The sequence below is a fragment of the Cronobacter sp. JZ38 genome, from assembly GCF_008932145.1.
Lineage (GTDB): Bacteria > Pseudomonadota > Gammaproteobacteria > Enterobacterales > Enterobacteriaceae > Cronobacter > Cronobacter muytjensii.
Map to the genome: position 1 here is coordinate 2,826,300 of NZ_CP017662.1, position 14,043 is coordinate 2,840,342.

Sequence of the window (14,043 nt, forward strand, 5' to 3'; positions counted from 1 at the left end):
GCGATCCCCGGCTGGTTTACCCAATGTTTATGCCCTTTTGGTAATAATTGGCGTTAAACTATTTATCAAATTAATAAATAAGGGGACGTCGCATGCGCGTGCTGGTCGTCGAAGATAACGCTCTGCTGCGGCATCATCTGAAAGTGCAGCTCTCTGAGCTGGGGCATCAGGTGGATGCGGCGGAAGATGCCAAAGAAGCCGATTATTACCTCAATGAACATCTGCCGGACGTGGCGATTGTCGATCTCGGATTGCCGGATGAAGACGGGCTCAGTTTGATCCGCCGCTGGCGCTCGCACGATATCACGCTGCCGATTCTGGTGCTCACCGCCCGTGAAGGCTGGCAGGATAAAGTAGAAGTGCTGGGCGCGGGCGCGGACGATTACGTCACCAAGCCGTTTCACATCGAAGAGGTGGTGGCGCGGATGCAGGCGCTGCTGCGGCGTAACAGCGGGCTTGCCTCACAGGTGATCTCCATGCCGCCGTTTGTGGTGGATCTCTCACGCCGCGAAGTGGCCATTAACGATAACCTGATCCGCCTGACCGCCTTCGAATACACCATTATGGAAACGCTTATCCGCAACGCCGGTAAAGTGGTCAGCAAAGATTCGCTGATGCTCCAGCTTTACCCGGACGCCGAGCTGCGTGAAAGCCACACCATTGACGTCCTGATGGGACGCCTGCGCAAAAAAATTCAGGCGGAATACCCCGGCGAGGCGATCACCACGGTTCGCGGCCAGGGTTACCGGTTCGATCTGCGCTAAATGAAAAAATTCCTGCGTCACTTTTTACCGCTCTCGCTGCGGGTTCGCTTTCTGCTGGCGACGGCGGCGGTCGTGCTGGTGCTCTCGCTCGCTTACGGCATGGTGGCGCTGGTGGGCTACAGCGTGAGTTTCGATAAAACCACCTTTCGCCTGCTGCGCGGCGAGAGCAATCTGTTTTACACGCTCGCCCGCTATGAAAACGGCAGGCTGAGCGTGGAGATCCCCGATCATATCGACAGGCAGAGCCCGACGCTGACGTTTATCTATAACGAAAAAGGCAAACTGCTCTGGTCGCAGCGCGACGTACCCTGGCTGATGAAAGAAATTCGCCCGGAATGGCTCTCCGCCAACGGTTTTCACGAGCTGGAAACGCGCTTTAGCGACACCCGCGTACTGCTGGGCACCAACCACTCCCTGCAAAAACGGCTGAACGAATACGATCCCGAAAGAGATGACGAAACCACGCACTCGGTGGCGGTGAACCTTTACCCCGCGACCGCCACCCTGCCCGCGCTGACGGTCGTGGTGGTCGATACGATCCCCGACGAGCTGAAAAGCTCGTGGAGCGTCTGGAACTGGTTTATCTATGTGCTCGCGGCGAATCTGCTGCTGGTTGTTCCGCTGCTGTGGCTCGCGGCATGGTGGAGCCTGCGCCCGATTGAGGCGCTGGCCCGCGAAGTGCGCGAGCTGGAAGAGCATCACCGGGAACAGCTCAACCCCTATACCACCCGCGAGCTGACAAGCCTCGTGCATAACCTCAACCGGCTGCTGAAAAGCGAGCGCGAGCGCTATGAGAAATACCGCACGACGCTCACCGATCTCACCCACAGCCTTAAAACGCCGCTGGCGGTGCTGCAAAGTACGCTGCGTTCGCTGCGTACCGGCAAAACCGATGTCGAACAGGCCGAGCCCGTCATGCTTGAGCAGATCAGCCGTATTTCACAGCAAATTGGCTACTACCTGCACCGCGCCAGTATGCGCAGCGGCAATATGCTGCTGAGCCGCGAGCTGCACCCGGTGGCGCCGCTGCTCGACAACCTGACCTCGGCGCTGAACAAGGTTTACCAGCGCAAAGGCGTGAGTATTACGCTCGATATCTCGCCGGAAATCGTGTTTATCGGCGAAAAAAACGATTTTCTCGAAGTCATGGGCAATGTCCTGGATAACGCCTGCAAATATTGTCTGGAGTTTGTCGAGGTCACCGCGCGCGTGGCGGATGATACGCTGCACCTGGTGGTCGAAGATGACGGTCCGGGCATTCCGGAGAGTAAACGCGCGCTGGTGTTTGACCGCGGCCAGCGGGCCGATACGCTGCGTCCCGGCCAGGGCGTGGGGCTGTCGGTGGCGCGTGAAGTGGTTGAACAATACAGCGGGCAGATCCTCACCGGCAGCAGCCCGCTCGGCGGCGCCAGGATGGAAGTCGTTTTCGCCCGCCAGCAGCCGCCCGCCGGCGAATCTTCCGCCAGTCTGCGAAAAAACCTGTCTGACGGCCACGCAGAGTGACGCGCGTCCGTTATAATCCGACTCATCTTCAGAGCCTGCGGAATACAATATGGATTACCACGTAGAGATAAACTGGCCCGATTTCATTGAACGCTACTGGCAAAAACGCCCGGTCGTGTTAAAGCGCGGCATCAAGAATTTTGTCGACCCGCTCTCACCGGACGAACTGGCCGGTCTTGCGATGGAGAACGAGGTGGACAGCCGCCTGGTCAGTCATCAGGACGGCAAATGGGAAGTGAGCCACGGCCCGTTCCAGATCTACGATCATTTGGGTGAAAATAACTGGTCGCTTTTAGTGCAGGCGGTGAATAACTGGCATGAGCCGAGCGCGGCGCTGATGCGTCCGTTCCGCGCGCTGCCGGACTGGCGCATCGACGATCTGATGATCTCGTTCTCAGTGCCGGGCGGCGGCGTAGGCCCGCATCTGGATCAGTATGACGTGTTTATTATTCAGGGCGTGGGGCGTCGTCGCTGGCGCGTCGGCGAAAAAGTGCCGATGAAACAGCACTGCCCGCATCCGGATCTGCTGCAGGTCGACCCGTTTGAAGCGCTGATCGACGAAGAGCTGGAGCCGGGCGATATTCTCTATATTCCGCCAGGTTTCCCGCATGAAGGCTATTCGCTGGAAAACTCAATGAACTATTCGGTGGGCTTTCGCGCGCCGAGCGGTCGCGAACTTATCAGCGGTTTCGCCGATTACGTGCTGCAGCGCGAACTTGGCAGCCAGCGCTACAGCGACCCTGACGTGCCGGCCCGCGAGCATGCGGCGGATATCGTGCCTGCGGAAGTGGACAAGCTTCGCGAGATGATGCTGGATCTTATTCGCGATCCGGCGCATTTCAACGAGTGGTTTGGCGAATTTATTACTCAGTCACGTCACGAGCTGGACGTCTCGCCGCCAGAGCCGCCCTATCAGCCAGATGAAATCTATGACGCGCTGAAACAGGGCGATTCGCTGGTGCGTCTGGGTGGCCTGCGCGTGTTGCGTATCGGCGAAGAGGTATTCGTAAACGGCGAGAAGATAGACACCCCGCACCGCCCGGCGCTGCATCAGCTCGCCAATGAAATCGTGTTGAATGACGCGATGTTCGGCGACGCGCTGGAAGATCCGTCATTCCTGGCGATGCTGGCCGCGCTGGTTAACAGCGGCTACTGGTATTTCGCGGATTAACCGCGTGTGGGACGGCGGGTGCGCTTTAGTGACCCGCGCTGAGACATAACCACAAAATGATGGCTTAATCTGTAAGGCGGGTAAGCGTTAGCGCACCCGCCTTTTTAATGTCACGGTTCGCCCCGGTTACCCTGCCCGCTGCGCCGTTAACTCGGCGATGCGCACAATCACCTGCACCGCTTTCTCCATCCCTTCGAGCGTCGCGAATTCATGCTTGCCGTGGTAATTGTACCCGCCGGTGAAAATGTTCGGGCACGGCAGGCCCATAAACGACAGCTGCGCGCCGTCGGTGCCGCCGCGAATGGGTTTCATCTGCGGTTCGATGCCGCAATCCACCATCGCCTGACGCGCAATCTCGATGATATGCGGATGCTCGGCCACTTTTTCCCGCATGTTGTAATAGCTGTCTTCAATCGCGAGCTCAATGTAACAATCCGGATGCAGCCCTTTGCCGACCTGTTTCGCGATATCCATCATGCGACGTTTACGCGCTTCGAAATTCTCGCGGTCGAAATCGCGGATGATGTAATGCATCTCGGCGCGATCCACCGAGCCTTTCATGGTATGCAGATGGTAAAAACCTTCATAGCCCTCGGTGCACTCCGGGCTCTCCTCGGCGGGCACCAGCGCGTGAATGCGCGCGGCCAGCGACAGCGCGTTTACCATCACGCCTTTGGCGGTGCCGGGGTGCACGTTATTGCCGACAATCTTAATGGTCACCGAGGCGGCGTTAAAATTCTCATACTCCAGCTCGCCGATGCCGCTGCCATCCATCGTATACGCCCAGCGCGCGTCAAACGCCCCAACATCGAAATGCTTCGCGCCTTTGCCGACCTCTTCGTCCGGCGTAAAGGCAACGCGGATATCGCCGTGAGGGATGTCGCTCTGCGCCAGTGTCGCCATCGCGGTCATGATCTCAGCGACCCCTGCTTTATCGTCCGCGCCGAGCAGCGTTTTACCATCGGTTGTGATAAGCGTATGGCCGAGTAGCTGATGCAACACCGGAAACATGACCGGCGATAACACTTCCTCACCAGTGCCGAGCGCGATATCCCCGCCGCGATAGTTTTCGACAATCTGCGGATTGACATTCTTCGCGGTGAAATCGGGCGATGTATCCACATGCGAAATAAAGCCGATGGGCGGGACGGGCTTATTGACGTTAGACGGCAGCGTGCCGGTCAGCGTGCCGTGCTCGCTCAGCATGACCTGGGTCATCCCCAGGGCTTCCATCTGGTTTTTCAGCAGGTTTAACAGCTTCCACTGGCTTTCGGTGCTGGGAACATGCTTCACCCCGGCCCGTGACTGGGTATCCATAGTGACATATTGCAGGAAACGTTCGAGTAATTTATCCATGTTCTCACCCCTGTTATTTTGTGACGTCATTATCATTAAGCATTAAAAGACAAATATTGTTTCAGGTCACCTTTCACCCGGCGAAGAGGAATAATCCTGCCGGGAAAAAAGGGGGTATCCGCCCCTGGCGCGCCTGCATGAATGAAAACCCCTGGAAAACGCGCGATACCGGCAAGAAAGCGTCTGTGGCATTGGAGATTTCAATGGTTTGCCGTAGAATGCCTGCCCTTATCATGTGCCAGACCCAAAGGTGGTTCATCACAAACCCCGCATCCGGTTTCTTCTTGATGCGTTTTTTACGGGACAGAGTAAAAAAATTGAATACACAGCCGCGCTCGCTTTCCCCCCTTCTGCAACTGGCGGATATCGGGAAAAGCTTTGATGGTAAAACCGTCATTTCTGATTTCTCGCTGACCATCAATCATGGTGAATTCCTCACGCTTCTCGGCCCTTCCGGCTGCGGTAAAACGACCGTGCTGCGCCTTATCGCAGGCCTTGAGAACGCCGACGCCGGGCGAATTACCCTTGATTCGCAGGACATTACCGACGTTCCCGCCGAACATCGCCATGTGAATACGGTTTTCCAGAGCTATGCCCTCTTCCCGCACATGACGGTCTTTGAAAACGTGGCGTTCGGCCTGCGGATGCAGAAAACACCTGCCGCCGGGATAGCGCCGCGCGTGATGGATGCATTAAAGATGGTGCAGCTTGAGGAATTTGCCCAGCGTAAACCGCATCAACTTTCCGGCGGCCAGCAGCAACGCGTGGCGATCGCCCGCGCGGTGGTCAATAAACCTCGCCTGCTGTTGCTTGATGAATCGCTGTCCGCGCTCGACTATAAACTGCGCAAACAGATGCAAAATGAGCTGAAAGCGCTCCAGCGTAAGCTGGGCATTACCTTCGTGTTCGTGACCCACGATCAGGAAGAGGCACTGACCATGTCGGATCGCATCGTGGTGATGCGCGACGGGCGCATCGAGCAGGATGGCACGCCGCGTGAAATCTACGAAGAGCCGAAAAACCTCTTTGTGGCGAGCTTTATCGGCGAGATCAATATCTTCGAGGCGACAGTCATCGAGCGCGTCGACGCCAGCCGCGTGCGGGCGAACGTGGAAGGCCGCGAGTGTGTGTTGTATGTCAGTTTCCCGGTCGCGGTCGGCCAGAAACTCAACGTGCTGCTGCGCCCGGAAGATCTGCGCGTTGAAGAGATCAATGGCGAAGGCGACGCCGACGGCCTGATTGGCTTTGTGCGCGAGCGCAACTATAAGGGCATGACGCTGGAGTCGGTCGTTGAGCTGGAAAACGGCAAAATAGTGCTGGTCAGCGAATTCTTTAACGAAGACGACCCGGATTTCGACCACTCTCTCGATCAGAAAATGGCCGTGACCTGGGTGGAAAGCTGGGAGGTGGTGCTGGCCGATGAAGAGCTCGCGTAAATTCCAGAATGTGGTGATCGCCACGATCGTCGGCTGGCTGGTGCTGTTTGTGTTCCTGCCTAACCTGATGATCATCGCCACCAGCTTCCTGACCCGCGACGACGCGCATTTCGTAAGCCTGGTGTTTACGCTGGATAACTACGCGCGCCTGCTCGACCCGCTCTATTTCCAGGTGCTGCTGCACTCGCTGAATATGGCGCTGCAGGCGACGCTCGCGTGTCTGGTGCTGGGCTACCCGTTTGCCTGGTTCCTGGCGAAACTGCCGGCGAAAGTGCGCCCGCTGCTGCTGTTTTTGCTGATAGTTCCCTTCTGGACGAACTCGCTTATCCGTATTTACGGCCTGAAGCTGTTTCTCAGCACGCGCGGCTATCTGAACGAGTTTTTGCTCTGGCTCGGCGTTATCGACACGCCGGTGCGCATCATGTATACGCCGTCAGCGGTGATTATCGGCCTGGTTTATATCCTGCTGCCGTTTATGGTGATGCCGCTCTACTCCAGCATTGAGAAGCTCGACAAGCCGCTGCTGGAAGCCGCGCGCGATCTCGGCGCCAGCAAGCTGCAAACTTTTGTGCGCATTATCCTGCCGCTGACGATGCCGGGCATTATTGCCGGGTGTCTGCTGGTGATGCTGCCCGCGATGGGCCTGTTTTATGTCTCCGATCTCATGGGCGGCGCAAAGAACCTGCTTATCGGCAATGTTATCAAGAGCCAGTTCCTGAACATCCGCGACTGGCCGTTCGGCGCGGCGACCAGCATCACGCTGACGCTGGTGATGGGCCTGATGCTGCTGGTGTACTGGCGCGCCGCGCGCCTGCTTAACAAGAAGGTGGAGCTGGAATGATCGGTCGACTGCTGCGCGGCGGTTTTATGGCCGCTATTTACGCTTATCTTTACATCCCGATCGTGATCCTGATTGTGAACTCATTCAACAGCTCGCGTTTCGGCATTAACTGGCAGGGCTTCACCACAAACTGGTACAGCCTATTGATGAATAACGACAGCCTGTTACAGGCCGCCCAACATTCGCTGACGATGGCGGTCTTCTCCGCCACGTTCGCCACCGCCATCGGCGCGCTGACGGCGGTCGCGCTCTACCGCTACCGTTTTCGCGGCAAACCGTTTGTCAGCGGCATGCTGTTTGTGGTGATGATGTCGCCCGATATCGTGATGGCGATTTCCCTGCTGGTGCTGTTTATGCTGGCGGGCATTCAGCTTGGCTTCTGGTCGCTACTGTTCTCGCACATCACCTTCTGCCTGCCGTTTGTGGTTGTGACCGTCTATTCAAGGCTGAAAGGTTTTGACGTACGCATGCTTGAAGCGGCGCGCGATCTGGGCGCAAGCGAAATCACTATTCTGCGCAAAATTATCCTGCCGCTGGCGATGCCGGCGGTGGCGGCGGGCTGGCTGCTGAGCTTTACGCTGTCGATGGATGACGTCGTGGTCTCATCGTTTGTGACCGGGCCGGGCTATGAAATCCTGCCGCTGAAAATTTATTCCATGGTGAAAGTGGGCGTGTCGCCGGAAGTCAACGCGCTCGCCACCATTCTGCTGGCGCTGTCGCTGGTTTTGGTACTGGCAAGCCAGCTATTGCTTCGCGATAAAACGAAAAGCCTGCCTCGCCAGGCCTTCAACTCAGGGGACGTAAAATGAAAAAATGGTCACGCCACCTGCTTGCAGCGGGTGCTCTGGCGGTCGGTATGAGCGCTGCGCACGCTGATGACGGCAAAACGCTCTACTTCTACAACTGGACCGAATATGTGCCGCCAGGCCTGCTGGAGCAGTTCACCAACGAGACCGGCATCAAGGTTATCTATTCGACCTATGAATCGAACGAGACCATGTACGCCAGGCTTAAAACTTATCAGCAGGGCGCGTACGATCTGATCGTGCCGTCGACTTATTTTGTCGACAAGATGCGCAAGGAAGGAATGATCCAGAAGATCGACAAAAGCAAGCTGTCGAATTTTCACAATCTGGACCCGGCGATGCTGAACAAGCCGTTCGATCCGAATAACGACTATTCCGTGCCCTATATCTGGGGCGCGACGGCGATCGGCGTAAACAGCGATGCGATCAACCCGAAGAGCGTGACCTCCTGGGCGGATCTCTGGAAGCCAGAGTATAAAGGCAGCCTGCTGCTGACCGATGACGCGCGCGAAGTGTTCCAGATGGCGCTGCGCAAGCTCGGGCTTTCCGGCAACACCACCAATCCGAAAGAGATCGAAGCGGCCTATAACGAGCTGAAAAAGCTGATGCCGAACGTGGCGGCGTTTAACTCCGACAACCCGGCGAACCCGTATCTGGAAGGCGAAGTGAATCTCGGTATGGTGTGGAATGGCTCTGCGTGGGTGGCGCGTCAGGCTGGCGCCCCGCTGGATGTGGTCTGGCCGAAGGAAGGCGGGATTTTCTGGATGGATAGCCTGGCTATTCCGGCGAATGCGAAAAATGTCGAAGGCGCGCACAAGCTGATTAACTTCCTGCTGCGCCCGGACGTGGCGAAACAGGTTGCCGAAACCATCGGTTACCCTACGCCGAACCTCGCCGCCCGTAAGCTGCTCAAAAAAGAGGTGGCGGACGATAAATCGCTCTACCCGGACGATGCGACCATTCAGAAAGGTGAATGGCAGAACGACGTCGGCGAGGCGAGCGCGATTTATGAGTCGTATTACCAGAAGTTAAAAGCGGGACGTTAACGTTCATCGTGGTGACAGGGCGGGTACGCTTCGCTTACCCGCCTTACAGTGATATCAGACGAAAGGGCGGGTTTGCAGGGCGGGTAAGCCTAACGCCCCCGCCCTTTCTACAACCCTTTCAACAACTTCTCGACATACTCCGGCACCACCTGGCTTGCGAGCCCGTAATGCTTCTCTTCGAATTCGCTGCCAACCTGACTCGGTTCAAGGTTTAGCTCCACCGTGTGCGCGCCCTGCAACTTAGCTTCATGCACAAAACCGGCGGCCGGGTAAACATGACCGGAGGTGCCGATAGCAATGAACACATCGGCGCGCGCCAGCGCCTCATAAATCCGATCCATGCCGAGCGGCATCTCGCCGAACCACACCACGTGCGGGCGCAGCGGCGCGGGGAACTGACAGCAGTGACACTTATCGTCGGGCGTCACATCGCCCGTCCACTCCAGCACCTGTCCGCTCTGCGAACAGCGCACTTTCAGCAGTTCGCCATGCATATGCACGACATTATTATTTCCGGCGCGCTCGTGCAGGTTATCGATATTCTGGGTTATCAGCAAAAAGCGGTCGCCGAACGCCTCTTCCAGCCGCGCCAGCGCCAGATGCGCCGCGTTGGGCTTAATCTCCGGCTGCTGGAGCTGACGCCGCCGGGCGTTATAAAAATCCTGCACCAGTTGCGGATTGCGCGCAAAACCTTCCGGCGTCGCCACATCCTCCACCCGATGCTCTTCCCACAGTCCGTCGGCGGCGCGGAAGGTGCGAATGCCCGATTCCGCCGAAATGCCCGCCCCGGTTAACACCACTACCACAGGTTTATTCATCACTTCAGGTACCATGACTCTGTCCCGGAAAAAAATTCGCTGACGCAACCGCTCGCGCAGCCGACGTTTATTCCTTCGAAACCGGCCCAGCCGGTGCAGACGACGCGATTGCATTTCAACTCCGTGAGCGTGTGAGATGGAGAAAAGCCGCGCCCCGCATACCGCCTGCATCGCCGTGGCGCGCCTGCTCGATACGCGGGACTTTCGCCACTGGCAGCAGATGGGCGGGCAGCTTCGCTGCGAGCGCCGTCGTCAGATGCGCGAACCCCGACAAGCCGCCGCCCAGCACCAGCAAGTGCGGGTCCAGCACGGTCAGCAGGCTGGCGACGCAGACCGCCAGCAGGTCAGTGTAGCGCTCCACGTGCGCCTGCGCCTGGGCGTCACCCTGCTGCCAGCGCGCAATGATTTCCGGCGCGTCCAGTGATTGATGGTAGAAGTGTTGCCAGAGCCATGCAAAGCCCCGGCCCGAAAGATAGTTCTCGATGCAGCCATGCTGACCGCAGCCGCAGCGCAGCAGCGGGATATCGCGCCCGAGGATCGCCAGCGCGTCCACCGGCAGACGGATATGCCCGAATTCGCCCGTGATAAAGCTGCGCCCGGTCACCGGTTTGCCGTCAACAATTATTCCGCCGCCAACGCCGGTGCCGAGGATTAGCCCCATCACCACCGGGTAAGCGCGAAAGTCGTCGTCCCAGGCTTCGGAGAGCGCAAAGCAGTTGGCGTCGTTATCGATGCGCACCTCGCGCCCAAGCCGCACGCTGAGATCGCGCCGTACCGCCCTGCCGCTGGCGGCGGGCAGGTTGGCCGCATAAAGCAGCCCGTCGTCGGTTTCAGGAATACCGGGAATGCCGACGCCGACATGACCGGCAGCGCCAAATCGGCGATCGGCTTCTGCCACCAGCGTAGCGACAGCGTCGAGGAAGCGTTCATAGCTGTCGTGCGGGGTCGCCACGCGGGTTTGCCATTGCAGGCGCCGCGCTTCATCGTAAACCCCGAGGGCGATTTTGCTGCCGCCAATGTCAAACCCGTAATACATTCGCCGCTCCCTGAATTATTGTCCGCTCAGCACGCGCGCCGGGTCGATGCGGCTCGCGCGCCGCGCCGGATACCAGCTCGCCAGCAGGCTCAGCACCAGCGCCGTGACCAGCACATACACCACGTCCAGCGCGTGCAGCTCCGACGGCAGAAAGTCGATAAAGTAGATGTCGCCGGAGAGGAAATGATGACCAATCAGTTTTTCAATCGCGTGAATAATCGCCGTCAGTTGCCACGAGGCCAGCACGCCCACCACCACGCCGCTGACCGAGCCAAGCAGCCCCGCCAGCAATCCGTACCAGACGAAAATCGCGCGGATGAGGCCATCTTTCGCGCCGAGCGTGCGCAGCACCGCGATATCGCTGCTTTTATCTTTCACCGCCATCACCAGCGTGGAAACGATGTTAAAGCAGGCGACGCCGATCACCAGCACCATCGCCAGATACATAATGGCGCGGATCATCTGGATGTCGCGGTACATATAGCCGTAGGTGTTAATCCAGCTTTTGATGTAAACGTAGGCGTCAGTCACCTGGCCCGCGTCACGCACCAGCTGATTGGCGTTAAACACGTCATTCACTTTGATAGCGATACCCGTGACACTGTCACCTAAATTCAGATACCCCTGCGCATCGGCCAGCGGCACCATCGCGAAGCTGTGATCGAGCTGGCCACTGAGTTGCAGAATGCCCGCCACCTGTAAACGCACGCGTTTGGGCTGCAACAGCTTATGGTCGGCATCGGAGTTGGGGATCATGATGGAGAGCCAGTCGCCCTGCTTCACTTTCAGCGCATCCGCAACGCCTTTACCAATGATTATCTGCTGTTTGCCCGCCTGAAAATCTTGCCAGGCGTTGTTCTGCACGTAGCGTGGCAGCGCGCTTAGACGCTGTTCCTGCGCCGGGTCGACGCCTTTGACCTGAATGGCGCGCAGGTTTGCCCCGCTCTCCACCAGCCCGGTGAAATTCACGTAGGGCGCTGCCGCCACGATGCCGTTAACGTTCTCAACGCGCGTCACAACCTCCTGCCAGCCGCGCCACGGCTGTTCGACCGGCTCGATTTCGCCGTGCGGCACCACCGCCAGAATGCGGTTGTTCAGTTCGCGCTCAAAGCCGTTCATGGCGCTCAGCCCCACAATCAGCACCGCCACGCCAAGCGCGATGCCGACGGTCGAAATCACGGAAATCAGCGACACCATGCCGCTGCGCCGACGGCCACGACTAAAACGCAGGCCTATCAGTAACGATAACGCGGAACCCATTTACGCCCTCCCCATCAGGGTCAGTTCAGGGTTCAGATGCCCGTCGCGCATCTCAAGCTGGCGCGACAGCCGCTTCGCGAGCTGCAGATCGTGCGTCACCACCAGGAAGGCGGTGCCCTGGGTTTTGTTAAGCTCGCCGAGCAGATCGAAAATGCTGTCGGCATTGCGCGCATCCAGGTTGCCGGTGGGTTCATCCGCCAGCACCAGACGCGGGTTATTTACCAGCGCACGGGCGATGGCGACGCGCTGACGCTCGCCCCCGGAAAGCTCCGACGGGCGGTGATTGCTGCGGTGCGCAAGCCCAACGGCGTCGAGCATCGCCAGCGCCCGGCGCTCCGTCTCGGCCTTTGGCTGTTTACCGATAAGTAGCGGCATCGCCACGTTTTCCATGGCGGTGAAATCCGGCAGCAGGTGGTGGAACTGGTAGATAAAGCCGAGCTCGCGGTTACGCAGTTCGGCTTTGGAAGCGGACGACAGCGAACTCAGCGGTCGTCCGCTGAAGATCACGTCGCCGGAAGTCGGCGTGTCAAGGCCGCCCAGCAGGTGCAGCAGCGTACTTTTGCCGGAGCCGGAGCTGCCGACAATCGCCATCATGTCGCCCGCATCGATGCTGAAACTGACGTTGTGCAACACATCCGTTTGCACTTTGCCTTCCTGGTAGCGTTTGCACAGGTTGTCGCACTGTAACAGCACAGAATTACTCATAACGTAAAGCCTCAGCGGGTTCGGTGGCGGCAGCGCGCCAGGAAGGATAAAGCGTAGACAACAGCGCGACGGCCATCGCCGCCAGCGCAATCCCGATGACCTGCAGCGGTTCGATTACGACCGGCAGCGCCGCGCCGTCAAGAAACGCGCCGATGACCGGCATCAGGTTATTCAACTGACTGGCGAGCAGCGCGCCCAACAGCGCGCCAAAGAGCGCGCCGATGACGCCCGCACTCGCGCCCTGCACCATAAACACCGCCATGATCTGGCGACGCGTCAGCCCCTGGGTTTGCAGAATCGCCACTTCGCCCTGCTTCTCCATCACCATTAACCCCAGCGAGGTGATGATATTAAATGCGGCGACAGCGACGATAAGGCTCAGCAGCAGGCCCATCATGTTTTTCTCCATGCGCACCGCCTGGAACAGCTCGCCTTTGCGATCGCGCCAGTCGTGCCATTCGGTGCCTGCCGGGAGCGGCTGCTGGCTCAGCACATCGACCTTGAGCGGCTCGTTCAGCCACAGCCGCCAGCCGGTAATATTGCCCGCCGGATAGCGCATCAGGCGCGAGGCGTCCTGAATGTTCACCAGCATCTGATAGCCATCCACTTCGCTGTTGGCGGCGAAAGTGCCAATCACCGTGAAGAGACGCTGGCTCGGTAAACGGCCCATCGGCGTGAACTGGCTTGCCGACGGCACCATCAGGCGCAGCTGATCGCCGCGTTTGACGCCAAGCTGGCCCGCGAGCTGTTCGCCGAGAATGATGTTGTATTTGCCGGCGGCCAGATCCTGCTGTTTGACGTTCACCAGATACGGCGTCAGCGGATCGCGCTGTTGCGGGTCGATGCCCAGCATTACGCCAACCGCCACGCTACGGGCGCTTTGCAGCACCACATCGCCGGTGGTCAGCGGCGCTACGCGGTTCACGCCCTGCAAGTGAAGGCGGTCGGCAGGCAACTGCTGTGGGTTAACGGAGCCTTTGGATGCGCTGACCACCGCCTGCGGCATCAGCCCGAGAATGTTGTTTTGCAGTTCGCGCTCGAAACCATTCATCACGGAGAGCACTGTCACCAGCGCCAGCACGCCAAGCGTGATGCCGATAGTAGAGAGCCAGGAGACGAAGCGGCCGAAGCGGTCTGCTGCACGCCCGCGCATATAGCGCAGGCCGATAAATAACGCGACAGGTTGATACATGAAATCCGTCTTGTACGGTTGCTAATGCAAAGTGATCAACGATAATAAAGCCCAGATCTGATTTATGGAACCACTAACCCACTCTGTCGCCGGGTTTTTATCCCGGACA

13 protein-coding genes are annotated in these 14,043 nt (G+C 58.6%); 7 read left to right on the plus strand and 6 right to left on the minus strand.

What is annotated here, in order from left to right; translation table 11 throughout:
- Positions 1–92: 92 nt before the first annotated feature.
- Genes phoP through BJP61_RS13490 form a run of 3 tightly spaced genes read left to right on the plus strand, consistent with a single transcriptional unit; the run spans position 93 to position 3,438 of the window.
- The gene (phoP, locus tag BJP61_RS13480) at positions 93–764 is read left to right on the plus strand and encodes a two-component system response regulator PhoP (RefSeq protein WP_038863548.1); all 672 of its coding nucleotides are present in this window, start codon (positions 93–95) and stop codon (positions 762–764) included.
- The gene (gene phoQ, locus BJP61_RS13485) at positions 765–2,267 is read left to right on the plus strand and encodes a two-component system sensor histidine kinase PhoQ (protein ID WP_171998540.1); all 1,503 of its coding nucleotides are present in this window, start codon (positions 765–767) and stop codon (positions 2,265–2,267) included.
- Between the two features lie 49 nt (positions 2,268–2,316).
- Entirely contained in the window at positions 2,317–3,438 is a 1,122-nt protein-coding gene (locus BJP61_RS13490) for a cupin domain-containing protein (protein ID WP_171998541.1), read from the plus strand.
- Positions 3,439–3,564: 126 nt separating this feature from the next.
- Here BJP61_RS13490 and pepT read toward each other — a convergent pair whose 3' ends face one another.
- Positions 3,565–4,794 carry a peptidase T gene (gene pepT / locus BJP61_RS13495; RefSeq protein ID WP_038863552.1) on the minus strand — a complete coding sequence of 410 codons (1,230 nt, stop codon included), beginning with the start codon at positions 4,792–4,794 and terminating at the stop codon, positions 3,565–3,567.
- A gap of 287 nt (positions 4,795–5,081) precedes the next feature.
- Between pepT and potA the strand changes: the two genes are divergently transcribed.
- Genes potA through potD form a run of 4 tightly spaced genes read left to right on the plus strand, consistent with a single transcriptional unit; the run spans position 5,082 to position 8,923 of the window.
- Positions 5,082–6,230 carry a spermidine/putrescine ABC transporter ATP-binding protein PotA gene (gene potA, locus BJP61_RS13500; protein ID WP_038863555.1) on the plus strand — a complete coding sequence of 383 codons (1,149 nt, stop codon included), beginning with the start codon at positions 5,082–5,084 and terminating at the stop codon, positions 6,228–6,230.
- A complete protein-coding gene (gene potB / locus BJP61_RS13505; RefSeq protein ID WP_038863556.1) occupies positions 6,214–7,071 on the plus strand; it encodes a spermidine/putrescine ABC transporter permease PotB in 858 nt (285 codons plus the stop codon). Before potA ends, potB begins: the two co-directional genes overlap by 17 nt.
- Positions 7,068–7,880: a spermidine/putrescine ABC transporter permease PotC gene (gene potC, locus BJP61_RS13510; protein WP_038863557.1), complete on the plus strand. Its 813-nt coding sequence runs from the start codon at positions 7,068–7,070 to the stop codon at positions 7,878–7,880. The genes potB and potC overlap by 4 nt, the downstream gene beginning before the upstream one ends.
- Positions 7,877–8,923 carry a spermidine/putrescine ABC transporter substrate-binding protein PotD gene (gene potD, locus BJP61_RS13515; RefSeq protein WP_171998542.1) on the plus strand — a complete coding sequence of 349 codons (1,047 nt, stop codon included), beginning with the start codon at positions 7,877–7,879 and terminating at the stop codon, positions 8,921–8,923. Before potC ends, potD begins: the two co-directional genes overlap by 4 nt.
- A gap of 107 nt (positions 8,924–9,030) precedes the next feature.
- On the opposite strand, the gene cobB is transcribed toward potD, so the two are convergent.
- The 5 genes from cobB to lolC are packed head-to-tail and all read right to left on the minus strand — an operon-like array spanning position 9,031 to position 13,934.
- Positions 9,031–9,855 carry a Sir2 family NAD+-dependent deacetylase gene (cobB, locus tag BJP61_RS13520; protein WP_171998543.1) on the minus strand — a complete coding sequence of 275 codons (825 nt, stop codon included), beginning with the start codon at positions 9,853–9,855 and terminating at the stop codon, positions 9,031–9,033.
- A gap of 1 nt (position 9,856) precedes the next feature.
- On the minus strand, positions 9,857–10,777 hold the full coding sequence (gene nagK / locus BJP61_RS13525) for an N-acetylglucosamine kinase (protein ID WP_171998544.1): 921 nt from the start codon (positions 10,775–10,777) through the stop codon (positions 9,857–9,859).
- Between the two features lie 15 nt (positions 10,778–10,792).
- Positions 10,793–12,037 carry a lipoprotein-releasing ABC transporter permease subunit LolE gene (lolE, locus tag BJP61_RS13530; RefSeq protein WP_038863565.1) on the minus strand — a complete coding sequence of 415 codons (1,245 nt, stop codon included), beginning with the start codon at positions 12,035–12,037 and terminating at the stop codon, positions 10,793–10,795.
- Positions 12,038–12,742: a lipoprotein-releasing ABC transporter ATP-binding protein LolD gene (gene lolD, locus BJP61_RS13535; protein ID WP_171998545.1), complete on the minus strand. Its 705-nt coding sequence runs from the start codon at positions 12,740–12,742 to the stop codon at positions 12,038–12,040.
- Positions 12,735–13,934, minus strand: coding sequence for a lipoprotein-releasing ABC transporter permease subunit LolC (gene lolC / locus BJP61_RS13540; protein ID WP_038863568.1), 1,200 nt, complete (start codon positions 13,932–13,934; stop codon positions 12,735–12,737). Before lolC ends, lolD begins: the two co-directional genes overlap by 8 nt.
- Positions 13,935–14,043: the final 109 nt, after the last annotated feature.